This window comes from Sphingobacterium faecale (assembly GCF_016746095.1).
Classification (GTDB): Bacteria; Bacteroidota; Bacteroidia; order Sphingobacteriales; family Sphingobacteriaceae; genus Sphingobacterium; species Sphingobacterium faecale.
The window spans coordinates 297,640-315,548 of sequence record NZ_JAERTY010000009.1 but is presented as its reverse complement, the minus strand read 5'-3'; the positions used below and the strand labels follow the sequence as shown (position 1 = coordinate 315,548).

15 protein-coding genes are annotated in these 17,909 nt (G+C 40.6%); 9 read left to right on the top strand and 6 right to left on the bottom strand.

Annotated features, from left to right (window positions below):
* The first annotated feature begins 83 nt into the window (after nucleotides 1-83).
* From JKG61_RS17105 to JKG61_RS17090, 4 genes are all read left to right on the top strand, one after another.
* The gene (locus JKG61_RS17105; protein ID WP_202104167.1) at nucleotides 84-902 is read left to right on the top strand and encodes a fimbrial biogenesis chaperone; all 819 of its coding nucleotides are present in this window, start codon (nucleotides 84-86) and stop codon (nucleotides 900-902) included.
* A 7-nt stretch (nucleotides 903-909) separates the two neighbouring features.
* Complete coding sequence (locus JKG61_RS17100; RefSeq protein ID WP_202104166.1) at nucleotides 910-1,968, top strand: hypothetical protein; 1,059 nt, start codon at nucleotides 910-912, stop codon at nucleotides 1,966-1,968.
* A 137-nt stretch (nucleotides 1,969-2,105) separates the two neighbouring features.
* Nucleotides 2,106-4,814 (top strand): collagen binding domain-containing protein, encoded by a 2,709-nt coding sequence (locus tag JKG61_RS17095; protein WP_202104165.1) that lies wholly within the window; start codon nucleotides 2,106-2,108, stop codon nucleotides 4,812-4,814.
* Between the two features lie 138 nt (nucleotides 4,815-4,952).
* A complete protein-coding gene (locus tag JKG61_RS17090; RefSeq protein ID WP_202104164.1) occupies nucleotides 4,953-5,450 on the top strand; it encodes a hypothetical protein in 498 nt (165 codons plus the stop codon).
* A gap of 57 nt (nucleotides 5,451-5,507) precedes the next feature.
* Here JKG61_RS17090 and JKG61_RS17085 read toward each other — a convergent pair whose 3' ends face one another.
* Nucleotides 5,508-6,488 carry a hypothetical protein gene (locus JKG61_RS17085; RefSeq protein WP_202104163.1) on the bottom strand — a complete coding sequence of 327 codons (981 nt, stop codon included), beginning with the start codon at nucleotides 6,486-6,488 and terminating at the stop codon, nucleotides 5,508-5,510.
* 309 nt (nucleotides 6,489-6,797) lie between these two features.
* Between JKG61_RS17085 and JKG61_RS17080 the strand changes: the two genes are divergently transcribed.
* Nucleotides 6,798-7,085: an HlyD family efflux transporter periplasmic adaptor subunit gene (locus tag JKG61_RS17080; protein WP_202104162.1), complete on the top strand. Its 288-nt coding sequence runs from the start codon at nucleotides 6,798-6,800 to the stop codon at nucleotides 7,083-7,085.
* A 29-nt stretch (nucleotides 7,086-7,114) separates the two neighbouring features.
* Nucleotides 7,115-7,297: a hypothetical protein gene (locus JKG61_RS17075; protein WP_202104161.1), complete on the top strand. Its 183-nt coding sequence runs from the start codon at nucleotides 7,115-7,117 to the stop codon at nucleotides 7,295-7,297.
* A 224-nt stretch (nucleotides 7,298-7,521) separates the two neighbouring features.
* On the opposite strand, the gene JKG61_RS17070 is transcribed toward JKG61_RS17075, so the two are convergent.
* Complete coding sequence (locus tag JKG61_RS17070; RefSeq protein ID WP_021068247.1) at nucleotides 7,522-7,770, bottom strand: hypothetical protein; 249 nt, start codon at nucleotides 7,768-7,770, stop codon at nucleotides 7,522-7,524.
* Nucleotides 7,771-8,343: 573 nt separating this feature from the next.
* On the opposite strand from JKG61_RS17070, the gene JKG61_RS17065 reads away from it, so the two are divergent.
* On the top strand, nucleotides 8,344-9,201 hold the full coding sequence (locus JKG61_RS17065; RefSeq protein WP_202104160.1) for a hypothetical protein: 858 nt from the start codon (nucleotides 8,344-8,346) through the stop codon (nucleotides 9,199-9,201).
* 84 nt (nucleotides 9,202-9,285) lie between these two features.
* Here the strand turns inward: JKG61_RS17065 and JKG61_RS17060 are convergent, their stop codons facing one another.
* Both JKG61_RS17060 and JKG61_RS17055 read right to left on the bottom strand, forming a co-directional pair.
* Nucleotides 9,286-10,911, bottom strand: a complete 1,626-nt coding sequence (locus tag JKG61_RS17060; RefSeq protein WP_202104159.1) for a hypothetical protein — start codon at nucleotides 10,909-10,911, stop codon at nucleotides 9,286-9,288.
* 23 nt (nucleotides 10,912-10,934) lie between these two features.
* Nucleotides 10,935-11,114, bottom strand: a complete 180-nt coding sequence (locus JKG61_RS17055) for a hypothetical protein (protein WP_202104158.1) — start codon at nucleotides 11,112-11,114, stop codon at nucleotides 10,935-10,937.
* A gap of 329 nt (nucleotides 11,115-11,443) precedes the next feature.
* Here JKG61_RS17055 and JKG61_RS17050 point away from each other — a divergent pair, with 329 nt between their 5' ends.
* Nucleotides 11,444-12,040 (top strand): hypothetical protein, encoded by a 597-nt coding sequence (locus JKG61_RS17050; RefSeq protein WP_202104157.1) that lies wholly within the window; start codon nucleotides 11,444-11,446, stop codon nucleotides 12,038-12,040.
* Nucleotides 12,041-12,140: 100 nt separating this feature from the next.
* Here JKG61_RS17050 and JKG61_RS17045 read toward each other — a convergent pair whose 3' ends face one another.
* Both JKG61_RS17045 and JKG61_RS17040 read right to left on the bottom strand, forming a co-directional pair.
* Nucleotides 12,141-13,250 carry an acyltransferase family protein gene (locus tag JKG61_RS17045; protein ID WP_202104156.1) on the bottom strand — a complete coding sequence of 370 codons (1,110 nt, stop codon included), beginning with the start codon at nucleotides 13,248-13,250 and terminating at the stop codon, nucleotides 12,141-12,143.
* Between the two features lie 206 nt (nucleotides 13,251-13,456).
* The gene (locus tag JKG61_RS17040; RefSeq protein WP_202104155.1) at nucleotides 13,457-16,660 is read right to left on the bottom strand and encodes a TonB-dependent receptor; all 3,204 of its coding nucleotides are present in this window, start codon (nucleotides 16,658-16,660) and stop codon (nucleotides 13,457-13,459) included.
* 159 nt (nucleotides 16,661-16,819) lie between these two features.
* Here JKG61_RS17040 and JKG61_RS17035 point away from each other — a divergent pair, with 159 nt between their 5' ends.
* Nucleotides 16,820-17,890 carry an FUSC family protein gene (locus JKG61_RS17035; RefSeq protein ID WP_317192419.1) on the top strand — a complete coding sequence of 357 codons (1,071 nt, stop codon included), beginning with the start codon at nucleotides 16,820-16,822 and terminating at the stop codon, nucleotides 17,888-17,890.
* The last annotated feature ends 19 nt before the right edge of the window (nucleotides 17,891-17,909 follow it).

The window sequence follows — 17,909 nt, the reverse complement described above, 5'->3', positions numbered from 1 at the left end:
CAGTTTATTATCGCTGAGCAACGGACGTTTATGCTTTAGCTATCGAAAATTTTTATTAATTTTCCGTATAAAATCTACATTCTATGCGATATTACCTGTTTATTCTCTTGTTTAATACCTTGGCACTCTCATTTAGCAGTGCGCAGACTGGACTTACGGTCGGTCCTCCTCGGATCTATTTCGTGGCAGATGCAGGACAAAGTCAAACACAGTATGTGGATGTGACAAATCCGAGTAAAGATTACCCTTTGGACCTAGCCGTCTCTTTTGAAGATTGGGCCTATTCCGTAGTGGGAGATAATGTCCTTAGTCCAAAGGGAAGTCTAAAGACAAGTTGTGCTGATTGGTTGACCGTCTCTGAGCCATTTTTTTCCTTAAAACCAGGTGAAACTAAGCGTTTACAATTGCAGATGAGTGTTCCCCTCGATAAAAGCTATAGCGAAGTTATACCGGTCCATACAACCATGTTGTTTGTTACACAGCTCAATCCTCGTATTAGTGAGGAGAAGGAAGGGGCGAATATTCGACTTGCGGTGCGTTCTGGTATAAAAGTATACCAACGTTTTAACGGCCGGTCTCGTACAAATCTGGAAATAAGCAATTTAGAATATCGATCGGTAGATAGTATCGGACAGTATTTAGAACTGAGCTTCGAAACCCAAGGCAACACATGGACGGAAGGTCAATTGCGGACTGAGTTTTTAAATCAGGATACTGGAGATCGTTATAAAGTGGATGATGTCCAGTTCTATAGTTTACCCGGAGATCAACGTAAGCAATATATATTGCTTCCAAAGGAGTTAACCATAGGAAACTATCTGGCGACTGCTATGTTATTTTACGGTGAAGATAATGATGTTAAGATAGCGGAGATTGAATTTGATTATGTGTCGAAGATATAGTTCCTATATGCTATTGTTAATCCTGCTTGCCACTTCTTTGCATGGTAAAGCACAGATTACTTTTGGACTTTGGTCCAACAACTATATAGAGCTTACTTCTTATTTAGGTAAGAGTACTCATGCCCAGTTTAACACCTTCCAATTTCAGATGGGCAGTCAAAGTAATATCAATATTCCGAATTGGTCTTTGTCGGTACGGCTATTGAGACCTATACAGCCATCATCAGGAGGGCCAAACAAGAGTGGAAAGCCTTTTCCAGCAGATAAGATAAGTCTACGCTGGACGGAAGACGATAATCAACCTCACCTGAATCTGAATGCGATTGGGGCTAGTCGCAATGATATATTCCTGGCAAATAGTAGCGAAGTTTTCCTGATTGAGCGGTCGAATCAGCCACTACGCGCAGAAAAGAATGACTACTCTTCGGCTTTATTATTTGGTATGGTCAAAATAGCCCAAGGCAAGTATCTGGAAGATTTTGTGAGTGGGGTGAGTGGGGACACACGTATCGTGTATGATATTCCTTTGCAATTTACATTGTATGAGGTTAATAGCAAAGTTATAGGAACTCAGTTTCTTAACTATAAACTGCATATCCTGCCTAAGCTTACGGATGGGGGAGCTGTTGAGGTTGTCCCAGATTATAGTTTGCAGGTCGACGCCGGAGCAATGGATGCTTCATTGCAATTCTTCACACGGCAACATTATACCGATGGTGTGAAGCTGCTTGTAGAGAATGCAATCCGTATTAATTCCAATACGGATTATGAATTACGTGTCAAATCATTAGACGCAGAAATAGCAAGACCTGCAGGAGAAGGGCTACCTTTATCCCTGTTGTCATTACAGGTTATCCCTTCTATGGGAGGAGGTGGTACGGTCACTAATCCGAGGATACAGTTATCTACCGCAGAACAAGTAGTATATTCAGGACAGTCAAAAGATAAGAACATAAACCGGGTTTTTAATATACAATACGAGGCTAATTTAACCCGTGCACAATCGTTGACAGCTCGCCCAGGTAATTATACCGTGTCCTTACTATACCTTTTAATGCCCAAGTAGTGAAAATGCTTTTCCACTTTAGGTTTGTTCTTTTGTGTTTGCGTTGGTGTATATCAGCGTTGTTGCTCACCTGTTTGGCTTTAAATCGGGGGTATAGTCAGGAAAATAATCCTATACAATGGCGGATTGTACCTAGTATGTCATTACAGGCAGGTGTAAATAGTCTGGAAGTAGAATTCCAGAATAGTAGTGCCGCTCTTTTTGAGGGGTATGTAACCTTAGAATTGCCTCCCGATCTTGTTGGTCTTAGTACTTCACAGCTCGCCGTACGCATTGAGCCCGGAAAGAAGCGATTTCTATCACTCAAATTAAGGCCGCAATCATTAGGAGGACTCAAGGACAAAAGCTTTAAGGTATTGCTACATGAACGAATTAGTGGAAAGGTGTGGGCTAAAACGATCAATCTGGAGGTTGCCGATAAGCGTTCGATCCAACTCCAAGATAATTCCGGTACCCAATATTTACGAAATGTAGGGGATTCTATTGAAATGCTGTTCAGAGTGATCAATGCAGGAACTACGGACGAGACCGTCAAACTTCTTCTGTCTTCTCCAGATCGCGTGGGCAAGGTGATATTTCAGCAAATTGAGTTATCTCTTCGGTCGGGAAGGGATACCGTCGTAAGGCATACTTTTTTGGTGGAGCGGTATATGATGACTTTGCCGCAGTATACTGTACGTGTTGCTGGGATATATAATAACAATGATGTATTCGGTAATCTTAGTGTTCTTTATGCAAATGTATCTTCTAACCGGAATTTTCAACAAATGTTTGCTCCAGATCGTTCCTTCTCTGGATACAGTCCCAACTATATCGAGTGGCGTATGTCTAATATTCTGGATGAAGAGCAGTCCTATAACCTTTTTTCTGAAGGATATTATCGGCTATTGGGAGGGCGTGTCCGTTACGGTACAGCCATAAACCGCTGGGGGGGAGATTCGCGTTTGAGTGTCAATAATACCTTCTTGGAATATGAAAAAGGGCGGCATGGTGTGATTTTAGGTAATATACAGGAGAGCTTAGACGCTCCGTTTTATGGGCGAGGCGGGACGTATACCTATCGGGATACAGCGTTGGATCAAGGTATTTCGTTTGGGCTAGTAGAGCGTACGCCTAACCTGTTTGGAGGTTATGGAAGCTCTAATCCAGGTTTGACAGCTTTTGCTAGGGTACAACTGGGCCAGGATGGTCCAGTTAGGAAGCGGTATGAGGGACAAATTCTATATGATAATAACCGGACGGATAGTGTTAGTTCTGTTTTATGGACTAATCGTTTTGATATTTTGCGCCCATCAGTGCCCGGTGGTGTTCATTTAGAGGGTTTTATGGGAGCTGGTGTGCAACAATATCATGGTCTGTATTATAATGAGCAAAGTATGCCTTCATTGGCGGTGGGATTGAAAATGAAGAAGCAGGGGCATGGTTGGGATTTTAGTAGTGACAACTATTATAGCACCGGCTATTTTCCAGGTAATAGGAGAGGTACGGTACAGTTGGTTCAACGGGTCAATCGCCGCCTAAAACAGGTGGGCGTAGGTATGGGATATTCCTATACTGATTACAGGCCACAGCATCTTAACCCTTATTTTTACTCTTTCAGTAGCGGGATGTCTAAATGGGACATGCCGTTTTCTATACCTTTATCTTCTAGGGGACAGTTGAGTATTGTGCCGAGCTACAGTAATGAATATGCAGACTATATACTGCAGGATGAATTTGTTAAATTATCTGCCCGGTATGCGTTAATTCTTACTACTGCAAATCTCCGCTCCAAAGATTTAAAACATAGTCTTTTCCTGACCATCGAGGGAGGCAGCACATCGCTGAAACAGAGGTGGTCCAATACCTTCGTGGCACGTACAGACTTCTCGTATAATTACGAACGGCTAGGCGTCTTTGGAAATTATCAAAGTGGCCCATTTCAGATCTACGATATGATGAGTAGTCTGATTATGGGCAGAGAGATAGGAAAGCGGTATTTGCTAGGAGCGCGTTATCAGGGGGATTTATTACAGCGCAGGATAATTTGGAATGGTAGTGTCAGTGGACAGGTTAACCAAGGTTGGGGGCGCGCTCTTAATAGTAATATACAAGGACAGTACCGTGTCGCTAAATTGACACAGTTACAAGCGGTATTTCAGTACATATATAATGTTGGAGTGACGGGGTATAGGTATGATTATACCAATTTACAGGTAGGTGTAAAGCAACAGCTTAAAGGGCAGGATTTGGATCGGCCCTCTGTTAAATCAGGAGATATGCAGGTTTTCTGCTATTATGACAATAACGGTAATTCTATATTTGATGCCGGTGACGAAAAGGCGGTAAATTACGAATTTACGGTACGTAACATCCTCTTTGTTACGGATAAGAAAGGGCAAGCTACTTTCAAAAAAATGTCCTATGGTAACTATATGTTGTTTTTTCCATTGAAGCATCAATATCAAGGAGGCTCCAAGGTTGTAGATATTAGCAGAAGTATGACACGTTTGGAAATCCCTCTTAATAAAGTAGGAATTGTACAGGGGCGACTATCGTTGGATTATGATCCTATGCTAAGTTTATTAACCAATACCAGATTAGATGTCTATACTATAGTTGCACGTAATGAGCAGGGGAAAATGTTCACGGTCCGGAGTGATGAACAAGGAAGGTTTGAGTTTAACCTACCTGAAGGAGAATATGTTATTTATCCAGATATAAATGTCTTTCCTGAACATGTATATATAGATCAGTCAGCACAGGCTGTAAGAGTTGAGGTTGGGAAAGAAATGCAGTTAAAGACTTTTAAATTGTTCGTTAAGAGTAAAAAGGTCGAAGTAAAACGTTTTGGACAGAAAGGCTAACATTTTTAGATAACTACTGGTCTTCAACGATTAATAATCACGCGTTAAATGTATTTTTTTTAATAAGAAATTTCTTTTACAATTTAAAGTTTCTTAAATTCGTCGTAAGGCTTGCTCCCAGGCAATCCCAAGCTATCTATGATTTATGAAGTGTTGTTAACCTTGGTAATAATCCTTTTGGGTTTTTTGGCCTATATACAAAGTAATAGGACAGGAAGGATTTTTCTTTTTCAAGACGCTGTAGATTTGCGTCTTTCAGTATGTTATGCTGCAAATAGTGAAGGTTCTGATACAGGAAATACGGTGGTTAAGCTGCGATTGGAGCTTTTATTTTTATCTCCACAATATAAAGGCATCTGTGTAGAAGAGATAGGTTTTCTTAGACGCAAGGAAGTGCGGCTTAGGCAGTTTAATCGTTTGTTTTTTACAGCATCATCCACAAAAACAAGAGCACGGGAACTCTTTATTGTGGTAGATGCGGCACGGCTTGCTGAAATTAGACTCAATGGCTTGGAACTACATATAGGAGGATACTTATTATCGCCTGAGTTGAGCAAACACGCTATTTATCAAAAATTTATTGTTTTTGAACGGCCCGCCATCCTCGATAACGAAGAGGAAAAGTATCTCGCTTGATAAGTGTTGTACTTTTGGGGCTCGGAGGACCTGAATTTAATAGATAACCTAAGTTGTTTAGATATCCTTAACAGAATGCACTGTTAATATACGCGAATTTTCTCCGTCTGTTAGTTCGTATAGTACTTCTCTTCGTTTACCTGTAGGATTGGCATTGGTGTCACCTTCCTGGTATAGGGGGAATTTTTGTGTCAAATATGTTCCTGTCAAGTTAAAGCTATCGTGTCCCAAATAACCGGTACTGATCTTGGGATTGTCGGCTACAGGAGAAAAGTAGATTTGGCTTAGAGACTTACCTTTATTGACGGAGTATCCAATTATATTTCCGTAACTCCCACTACCATGAGACTGCGTATATACCAGTACTTCTGGATATCCGTCGCCGTTCATGTCTCCAATTTGAGCATCTAATACGGTCTGACCAGTGATATCGTGGCTGTGTATGTCGTTATCTATGGACAATCCTGTAGGAGTAATCATTAATAGCTCCTTATCCCCATCGTTCTTACTTCGGATTGAAAAAGAAATACCATTGAATTTGAGGTTCTTGATGAAGGAAGTTTGGTCTACCTGTTTGGGATCCAAGTTCTCTTTGATTTTTTTGTATCGCCCTCCTAGAGATGCTCCCCCGGAGCAATAAAAGTAGAGTATGGTAGAATCATTGACGAGTTCTGATTTTATACTTACACTCTCCTCATCGAAAGATAGAAGTACGGGTTTTCCTTCGAGCATCGTGCGATAGACGTTGGTTCGGGTTTGGAATGCTTGAGCATCTAAGGTGCAGGTCGGCCCTTTTAGATCTGCTCTTGACCGGACTTTGATGTTAATAACAGTATCCGATAAGCGCTGTACCGACATACCCACCCAATCATAGCCTTCGGCTCTTTTTTCATATGCGGTATCCACATAGTTGCCTTCTACATTTATTGACCGATCTGTTATCTCTTCTTGTGAAGCTGTTTCCGCAGGTTTCAGATTGCAGCTGATAATTGCAAACAAGGACAAAGTCGCTATGATAATATTGTTTAACGCAGACATAGAGTAACTATTTGTTTTTATTGAATGTGTGTTGCAAAATCCTTACCAAGTTCTCATCATTCTATTTTTTATTGCCTTAAAGCCTGATTATAGCTTTATTTGGCCCTCTTTTCTAATTTTCATTTTCTCTTTTTCGGAACAAGTATTCTGAAATACGGATTGTAAAGCCACTGGAGCTAATCATAAACGAATTATTTATTTGCTCAAAACTGCTTTTACTTTTAGGGAATCCCACAGGCCGAATACGATAAAACCTACTTTAGTTTCAAGAATATCAAAAGTAAGGTCAAAGCTCTTGAAGAGCAGCAAATGGCACAGTGGCAGGCGCAAAAAAGAGATATACAGCGTCAACTGACCACAGTAACCAATGATATTTCGCAAATAGAAATTGAAGGCGATAACTATGTTATCCGTGCTCCAATAGCAGGCCGTTTGGTCAATCTATCGGGGGGCAATGAGGGTAATTTCTTAATACAAGGGCAGCCCATTGTTGAAATCTCTGTGGATAATGACCTTGTTGCCGAATGTATGGTGTCTCCCAGTGATATCGGATTAATAAAGAAAGGGCAAAAGGTCCGTTTTCAGATTGATATGTAAAATAGAAACAAACAATAAAAATAAACGTTATGAAAAATTTAGAAAACAAAAACTTAACCGTGTTAGATTTAGAAGAAACAATTCAACTGGACGGTGGTGTCTGGAATCCAAATGATGGACAGGGAGGTGATTATGGTATCCTTAGTCCTGGAGGTTGTATTCCTAACCCATTTGACAAGATTTTGGGAAGAAAGCTTCATATGTCATTTTAACAAGACCTCACTCTATTGTAATGGAAAATCTAACGGAAAAAGAACTCTTAGAAACCTAGGGTGGTGGAATTATTGGAAATCTTATTAAGGCAGCGGCGAATGCAGCAATGGTGATGGCTGGGGATGTTGTTGATCGTTGGAGAGGTCCAAATATATAATTATAAGGCTTGCAGATACAATTGTTGAGACAGAAGATTAAAATAGGTGGGCATTGCCCACTTATTTTAATCTAATAATTTTACTTTTCCGATGAAGGCATATTCATCTATAGTTTTGATTGCTTCAGAAATAGAGTAGCACAGCTGAAAAGTATCTGTGAGTTCTTCTGAAAATTGTTTTAATCTTTCTCTTTTTACTTTTTCAAAGGTCCAGATGGGATCCAGTGGATTGGAGTTGTACGTCGTTATGATAGCGGTGTATCCTTTGTTCTGAGCATCCAAAAGCCTTTGTTTTGTAATGTTTGCTAGTTCCATAACAAACTAATATACAAAAAATATTTAATACAGGGTGTGAATTTTAGGATATAGAGCCTGTTGTTCAGTCGTTTGCTTTCAGATGGCGAGATTAAAAAAAACACAAATTCACGGATTGCAACGAGATAGGCAATATTATTACTTGTTTGTCGGTATAAAAAATACAGTCTTATTATTGGTTGGAAAATTGGACCTGTTTGTAACAAAAAATAAAATATATTCTTCTAGTTTCATTTCCGACTGTGGTTGTAAGGTCTTTTATTATTTAATTGTTGCTGTACTGCTATAAATTTTAATAATTAAAAAAGTACCCTTACTTAATCACATAAAATGTATACCCAATTAGCTCGCATGGCAGATTTAAAAGAATTGCCTGTATTTCAAAAGCTGAAGGAAGGAGATCGATCGTAAAGTAAAACAAATAGATTTTTAAAAGAGCTCGGTTTTTATAAAACTGGTCCTTATTTGTGACTAGTTTTTTATGTTGGGTTTTCCGTTCACTTATGATAATCGACATTAAGTTTGTTATCAATTTTCGTTTTTATTTACTTTTGCCCACAAATATGAACTTGTATGATTAAAAAATACATTCCCTCTGGGGCTTTCTCCGTTGTAGGAATATTGAAAACCGTTCTTTTTGGAATATTAGGTTGCATCCTTTTACCCCTTATATATGTCCTTGTCAACCATTGGATTCCAAATATTTGGTTTGCTGCAATATCAGCCGCTATGTTTGGTCTTGGACTAGGTTTTTTTATCGACCTAGGGATCGGTTTTGGAAAAATCAGAAATATCAAGGTTGCAGCTGTTATCGGGGTGTTTTATGGCTTGCTGGCCTATTACATGCAATGGATATTTTTTGATGAGTTTATGTACAATACCAACGGTTTCTCCGTAAATCGTGATCAGGAGGGATTTACCTCACTCTTGGAGAATATATTCTTTTTGTTTACCCATCCTCAAGCCTTGGTAGAAGAGATTGTCGCTCTGAATGAAGCGGGAACATTTCGTGTAGAGGGCAGCTCGACGGTAAGTGGTGGTCTCCTATGGATGCTGTGGTTTGGTGAGTTCGCTGTGATATTGACAAGTGTAGTATTGGCTGTGATGCTTGGCAAGGCATCCGAGCCTTTTTCAGAACAGAATGATACCTGGATGGTCAGGCGTAAACCATTTGCGAAGACCCCCTATATCGAAAACAAGGATGAGTTGATAGAGCACTTGGATACAGGAGATTTGAGCCTATTAAAACAACCGATAGAAAATATCGATTCCAGTAGTTTTGCCGAAGTTATTGTTTTTGAATCCAGTGGAGATCCAGTGAAATACATTACCGTAATTAATACCTCTATTGTTCGTCAAAAGTTGGGTAAGGATACTATTAAGAAGGATGTTTTAGTGAAGTATTATCCGATTACTGATCCCAGTTTTTAACGGTAGATTGTTTTATCGAAAACTCTACGAGTCATATGTTAGAATTAGAAGGCTGAATCAATACTTTGATTCAGCCTTCTAATTCTAGTTCGATCTTACACAACGTATCTGCATCGCAGATTTTGGATTTATAGAAGTAGCGATTTCTGCAGTATTTATGTTGTTACCAAATTGCATCATCTTATAACCTCCCGGAAAGGTTGGAGATGTACATAGATAGTATCCTGTAGTACCTAGGTGTGTTACACTGGAAGGATTATCATTGTACGACCCACCATATACAAAGAAAAGATATTTTTCATATTCACTTCCTGGATGAGTGTTGATATCAAGAAACATTCCAGTGTTCGTAACCTCATCATTGTAGGTGCCGATGTATCTTAGAGGGGGGAATGGTTGACCGCTGACACGAACAATAGACCTAAACTCTGCCTCTGTTGGTAGTCGCCATTTACCAAGAGGTAGCACCAAAGAGCAGGGGTCTCCATTTGTGCCGTTCACATCTCCTGGTGAGTCTGGGTTTGGATTAGAAATATCTAACCGCTTCGGCAATAGATAGTCTGGAAACCAATAGTTTCCATAATCTCCACTAGTTGGCGCAAAGCCATATATTTCTGTCGAAGGGTCGTAAACTAAATTACCTAATGCCCATTTGGCATCACCGTAATCAATATCAGTGGGGCCATCGGGTGTAAACTGCTTGACATTTAGAGTGAGGGTATAGCGTCCCCCAGGTATGATTTTAAGACCAGTTACTGGTGGGACCTGCGTACTGCTTTCTCCACTTATACTAATATCCGTGATGATTAAGCTGCCTCCGCCAGTCGACGTTTGATCGGCAGCGGTCACGATGGTCGTTGCTTCTGCGCTTCGGCCATTGTTGGAATTAATAAAGCTCACCGTAGCTCCCGAAGTCGAAACGATACCATTACTGTAATCCGGACTGGCGCCATCAACTTTTATATCTACTTGGTTAAGATGAGGCTTGATCATCGCGTCAATAGTCTCTAGAGTTCCAGATACAGCATTATCGAGTGTAATGATCGTCTTTATCTCACTGAATACGTGTTTTAATACTATATCTAGTGTCGTTAGTCCTTCTGAATAATTGCTGGCAGGTTTAACATAGTACATAAAATGTCTATTGCCGTTTACATTGTTAAACTTGGCATCGTTGAAATTTCCAGAGGGCACGATATCATCCAAATCACTGGTTTCCGTAGTACCTACGGAGTAAGCAACAAAGGTATAACGTTCTCCGGCAGGCACTCGGAAGGAGTCATCACTGTTGAGGGGAGTGCCGACTGCATAATCCTTGTACTCGATTAAATTGTTTGAAGCGTCATAAGCGATAACTCTATATTTTGTACCTAGAGGTAGGTCTGATTCTACTCTGCTTTTCGTTTGAATATGATTCTCTGTTCCAGCTTTATTTTTTTTTGGTGGCTCAGCGGTTAACGTTGCAATAATTTTATATTTCTCGTTTAAGCGTATTTCTATGTCTTGGATAGGTGTTGACGTAAGCTGTTCTAGACCTTTTGTGTAAGAGCTGGGGTTGTTTGGTGTTTTACTGTTCATATTGATCGACGCCGTGCCAGAAAAGTTTATCTTGATAGTTGCCATACCATCTTTGTAGCCATCTTCGTTTTTTGAGCATGAGAATACGATTGTTGCTATTATAGCAAGTAATAAGTAGTTTAGTCGTGACATAATTTCTTTTGGTTTGAGACAATTTACCATTCTACATCTTGGATTACATCCCCAAGTTCATCCCATTCTTCTTTAACTTCGGGATAGTTATTTATTGGCTGAACAGAAGCTGCAGCGATGCTCTCCTCAAGTTCGATATAGGTAATATTTAGAGTTGGTTTTACATACGGTTGCCTTTGGGGCTGATCTGATTTTAGATTCATTTTTATTTCTTTAGATAGATTGTTAATTCTTTACTGTTTAGTTATAATAACTAACCTTGACCTTTTTTGTTTGGAAAAAGAGATATAAAACACTTTTATTCCTTTAGGATGTATTGGATATGGAAAAATACAATTCAACACTAAAAAATATATTCTTCTCATAGTATGAAAAACTGGGTAGTTCAATGCCCTTCATTTACAATTCGTATTATTTGTTGGTATATCATCGCGAATCGTAAATCGTCAGGTCATTTTCAGCGTATGTAAAGTTAATATCTGTAGCTTTGGTGTAGTTCAAAGAAAAAGGAACAAACAAAATTAATCGGAAAATGAAAAAGACTAAAACTACAATTCTAGCTGCTTTAGCAGGTGTGCTCTTGATGACCTCTTGTGGAGATGGTGGTGTTTACCCACAAAATGAAGGTGGCGGTAAAGCTGTAAAACAGCTCATCGATAAAAATTTCAATGGCGAAAAACAGGTGCAGGAATTAACGATTAAGGCCAAGGAAGAGTTATATGGGGAGCTTGGTACGATTACAGTTATCTATTGGGATGGAGACAAGCAGACCGAGGAAGTGTTCAGTACTGCTGATGGTGTGAAGGGACCGCAAGAAACTTTTGGATCGAAACATAAGATGACTAATCTTCCAAAAACAAAGACAGTCGCTATTAAAGAGTTTGACGTAGAACCGATTCCTTATAAAGTCGGTGAGGCCGCTGGTTTGATCCCAGAGGAGTACGAGAATTATGCGTTGGCAGATTACGAGTTTACAGTTGGTGATGATGGTAAGATTAAACAGCGTTTTACAATAAACACAACTAAAAAAGGAGAAGGAAAAACACAGAATGGTCGTATGGTAAGTCAAAATTATTACCCGTTCAAATTTAAGATCGACGAAGGAGGCAAGGTTGTTTCTATCGACTAGATTAACTGAAAAGCTCTCAAATATTTGGGAGCTTTTCGGTTAGCAGTAAAATGTGGAGGGGTAAAATATATAATATTTACCTCTCTCGGTCGGACTTGGCTCAAACTTTAAGGAATATACTCTTTTTATACAAAAAATATAAGAAGAACCAACATACCGTAAAATAACCAATATGACTGAGTAGCCCGCCGTATAGTTCCGGCAGGTGTTTGATGAGGCCTCCTAGAAAGTAATTGGAAATCTTCGAAAAACTAACGATTTCCTGGGCTAGGTAAATACTAATAGAATTGAGACCAACTACCCTAAAGAATAGCGCATATCGCGTGTATCCTTTGATATCCATGATGTAATAAAATAGAGAAAATAAGATTAAGGATATACCTGAAACGACACAAACAAAAGAGCTGGTCCATAGTTTCTTATTAATAGGGAATTGTAGACTCCAGATATAGCCGATCAGTATTAATAGAACCGCAGCGATGAGCATATAGCTTGTTTTTTTTGTGTCTGGGTATCTTTCCGATGGTAGTTGGATCCATTGTCCAGTAAACATACCAAACATGGCCATAGCTATGGCGGGTATTGTACTCAATAACCCCTCTGGATCAAAAGAGCCATAAATGAGCTTACCAGGTAGTAACATACGGTCTACAGTGCCAACTAGATTGTCCTCAAAGGAGTAGGGGTCGGAAGAATTTGGGATCAGCCACAGCGCTAGCCAGTACCCGACTAAGAGCACTATTGCTAAGGCAAGGTTGGTTTTGGTACCAAACCGTACGAATAGTAATGCGGAAAACATCCAGGCTAATCCTATACGGCCCAAGACGCTGGCGTAGCGTAGGTTTTCAAAATCGAGTTGGAAGAAACCATTGTATACAACGCCTAATAGTACAAGTGTGATGCCGCGTTTGATGATCTTCCTATAAATCTCACGGTGACTTTTACCGGCCCGACGTTGGCTTTCTAGAGAAAAGGGAAATGATATCCCTGCTATAAATAGGAATAATGGAAATATGGTGTCGTGATGAGTCAGACCGTGCCATTCTACATGGTGCATCTGGCTTTCTAGCCATTGCATAACGGTTGAATCGGGGAATAACTTCGTGACGGCGATGACGATGCCCGCCAACCCCATGATAAAAAACATGTCAAAGCCGCGGAGTGCGTCTAACGAAGTAAGACGCTTGCCTTTTTGTGGAGTAGGTTCCATAATGGTTTTAATTAATCTTGTCTATATAATAGATTATAGGTTGTTATACTGATTGACTACATAAATCAGTATATTGTATGCACTAAGCTAGCGTTTTTTTGTTAAAATATGATGTTTAGAAAAAGAAAAAGACCGCTTGTATTTACAAGTGGTCTTTATGGATCAGATTACGCAATCTGCTATTTTTTGAAGCGTAATTTCCAGTTTTAAAAAGCGTATCTCAATCCGAGTTGAATTTGATAGGGATTGCCTGAGTAACCTTTGGCCCCCACAGAATTAACACTATAGACAAACTCTTGCTTAGCGGCATCAAAAGAATTGACTTTGTATAGCGTCTGATTGCCCAAGGAATGGTTTACTCCCCATTCTTTGTTTAGAAGATTACCAAAATTGAAGATTTCAGCAGAAATTTCTATACCGTGTGTTTTGTAAAACCTAAAATTGCGGGCAATACGGATATCCACAGTTCCAAAAAAACTATTCTCTCCGGCATTACGTTCTGCAATGCGGCCTTTGTATTTTGTTAATACATCTTTTAGACTTTGACTAGCCTCGGGATTGTCCAGGATTCCGTTAAACCCTTTGATAATATTTTCTGGTAATGCTGTATTAGTCCAGTCAAAAATGTAAGCAAGATCATTATCAGGTGTTACAAAGTCTCCATTTGTATTGGCTCCCGAACGAACAGTGTATCGTGTACCCCCTAGTCCTGTATAGCGCACGCCAACAGCTATCCCATACCATGTTGGTAATGTACCATAGGCGACTACTTTGTGGCGAAATTGGTTGTCGGAATAGGTGATCATGCTAAGATCTCGGGGATCATCGACGACAGGTTGTACGAGGGTAGCAGTATTAGCGACATTACCATTGAAAGAGGTATTGTCCTTAGTATCATTCCATGTATAGCTTGCAGTGATAGTACCATCCTTGAAGTAGTTGTAGGTAGCGTCTAGTACGATTGCATATTGATTGATCTTACCAATGCTGGTCAGTTCCAATACACGGCCTAGTTTGTTAGATTTACGGCCATCTTTCCAATCGGGTTGTCCAGTCTTGCTATCGATGCGGTCAGCAGGTACGAATACGCCACGATTGGCTTCGTTGGTAAGTTTAAAGTACGGTTGGTCGACCATATTGCGCTCAATATAAGTGTAGTTGTTTCGTCCCAATGTCATGTACCCAGTAATGCCCATTTTGAACCTGTCCGTGATGAACTTGCTATAATTGATATTGGCTTTGTAGACTGTAGGTACTTTAACATCATCGCCCGTATAATTGATTGTAGGCAATTGGTGCTGGGCGAGAGAAGGGATAGTATTATTGTCCTTACGGTAGTTAATGAAATCGGGTGTAGGTACATCGTTACCACGTACGTCTACTGTAGCTAGATTAGAACCGTCGAATGTCAGGTTGTTGATGATGACATAGTTGTTGAGGTCGGATGCGAATATACCTGCTCCTAGACGGAGAAAATCGGTTTGATTCTCATTGATATCCCAAGAAAACTGAAGTCGGGGCTGTACGATGAAGGAACTGATTTTATTGTCGGTACGTATGCCGAGTTCGTCATGTACCATCTGATTGAAGGTTGCTTTGGGATAAGATGCATAGTCCAGGCGTATGCCTGCTGTCATCTCTAAACTTGGCATCAGATTTTTTTTCATTTGCCCATAGACTCCGATGTTGGCAATCGTACCTTTTACCGAGATATCATCTTTAAGCGGTACTTCGCGGTAGTATCGGTATGGTTTGAGATTCTCAAAATTGTCTAAAGCGGGGATTTCTGCAGCAGTAGCGGTCTTAGCTGTTGTCGTAAAGTGGAACCTACCGTTTACTTCTGATCCGTAGATCGAGCTAGAGCGTGTGGCCATGAGGTCTGCCCCGAAAGTATATTTAGCAAAGTCGGTGTCGTAATATAGATTGTTGGAGACTTGGAAGACGTTATTGCGGAAGCTCTCCTGCGCAAATCGATGACCTCCCAGCTGTATGTTGGTGGCTAGGGATTTGCCATTGATATCGGACGACACGTTTTCTACAATAGCGCGGGGAATATAGTTTTTACCAATCAGGTCGCTCTGTGTACTATTTTGATATACGTAGAGGTATTGCGCCTTGAGTTCGTTGGTGATGCGTGGGGAGACAGAAGTACGTAAGGTAGCTAATAAGCTATTATCAAAATTTTTATCATTGCCCCAAGATTCTAAAATATTGATGCTGGTATTGTCGCCCAGGCCCATAGGGTTGTAGTCATAGGTAAGATTGTTACGGATAGTCAGTAGGTTCTTTTCATTAAGCTGATAATCCAATCTTAGAAAGACGGCATCTGAAGTTCTCTTTTTGGCAATAGCGCCTGTCTGAGGTTGATCAGATATGGCATATTTATTTCGTGCAATACCCATATAGCGATCCAATGTGGAGCCGCTTATTTTATAGAGTTCTTCATTCGAGGTCGAGCGTACATCAGCAATCAATAAAGAGCGATTATCCTGTTGTCTGTCCCATACGACAAAATAATGTAGCTTATCCTTGATGATGGGGCCTCCCAAAGAGAATCCAAACTGATAGGTGGAGTAGTCGCCGATACGCTTATTACCACGGATATCATAATTACTCGTCAGCCAATCAGCCCGTCCGAAACCAAATACGGAACCTGTAACCGTATTAGTTCCAGCTTTTGTAGCGGCAGATATAGTGCCGCCACCACTACGTCCGAAGGTGACGTCGTATTGATTGGTTACGACCTTAAACTCACGTACAGCTTCCATAGAGATGGAATACGGAGCACCGCTGCGGCTAGTGGTCGCTCCGGCAGATGTAGGGTTCTTGGCATTCATGCCGTCTATGGTAAAATTGGTCGACGAGCCTAGCTGCCCAGAAATGCTCCCTCCACGTGCCAATGGCGATAGATCGGTAAGCGATGTAAAGTTACGTCCATTGACCGGTAGTGAACGTATATCTTTGGAAGAGAAAGCGGTGGCAGCACCTAGGTAGTCTTTTGTGTTCTGCAAGGCATTCGCTTGAATCTCTACGGCATCGAGTAAACGAGAGCTGGATAATAGGGCTATATTGACTAGGGCGACATCACCTTGATTGAGTTGTATACCTGTTGCCGAACCTTCTCCACTGTCTAGAGATTGTACAGTTACGACATATGGCCCCCCGAGCGGAAGCTGTTTGAGGTCATACATCCCACGTTCGTTGGTAATGGTGCTTGTGATGAAACCTGTAGACGTATTGCGTATACGCACGGTAGCATTACTCACCGTGTTGCCGTGTTCATCTGTGACACGTCCATTGATCGACGCTTGTGTTCCTTGAGCTTGTGCCTGATAATGGAATGCAAAAGTTAAAATAATGAGAAGTAGGCACACAAGTGGCCTTAATAAACGGAGTAAGGTTGTAGACATAGTGTTAGTTTGTGTTTAGTACAAACTTAGAGTGTAGATGTTAAGATAATACTCTTGATTCGCTAATAGATTGTTATGGTTTGGTTAAATACGGGTTAAGGGTTAATTGCTTTTAAAGATAGTGCTTTGTAAATTTGCTTTATTAGTGATCGAAATATTGTGGAAAGGATAGCAACGATAGCAAAAGAAGAGCTACGCTTATTATTTCAGCTGAAAAAGACGGAACGGTTGTGGCATATTCCCTTATTAGCCTCGCTTTGTACAGGAGTGCCTCTACTGCTGGGATATTTTGGAGGGCGATTGGATTATGGAGTGTTGGCCTGTATCGGGGGGCTGGTAATCCTATATATGCCATCGACAAGTATGGAGCACAGAATGCTTACCTTACTTCTATGTGCTTTCGGTTTTATCGTTAGTTTTGCGGTAGGTGCAGCATTTAGTTTTGATCCGATTTTTTCAGCCTTAGCTTTGGGGTTATTTGCCTTTGCGGTCAACTGGATTGTGCATTATTTCTCTCTACAGCCGCCTCGCAATTTTTTCTTCATTATGATCGCATCGATGGCAAGCTGTATGCCTTTTGATATGGCAGCACTTCCGACTAAGGTAGGGCTGATTGCGTTAGGAACCATATTTGCATGTCTCTTGGCCCTATTTTATAGTTTGTATATTCTTAGACGGATACCGTCCAAGGTGTCTCCACTGTTTGTGCGTACTGCAGACCGTTTTATGGTGATTGAATCTGTTGTTATTGGAGGTTTTATATGTCTCTCCTTATTAGTGGGACATTTGCTTCGATTAGACAATCCCTATTGGATACCAATATCCTGTCTGGCAGTCATGCAGGGACTCAATGTAGCTCATGTAGGGAGGCGCAGTTTTCACCGGATACTGGGTACTTTTGTGGGTTTAGGCTTTACCTGGATGTTGCTAGCCATCAATCCTACAGCCCTGCATCTTTGTTTAGCCATATTAGCGCTGCAATTTATAATCGAAATGCTTGTTGTACGTCATTACGCTCTTGCTGTAATATTCATTACACCACTGACTTTTTTTTTGGCGGAGATCGGATCTGGTTTTAGCGTAGACACAAATCTACTGTTTGCAGCCCGGCTTTTGGATATCGTTATCGGTAGTCTGATCGGAGCTTTTGGTGGATGGGTACTTCATAATAAACAGCTACAGCGTATCGCAATGGTACACGTGGCACATCGGCGTTGGAGAAGAAGGTAGTCCCCTTTTCCCCGCCTGC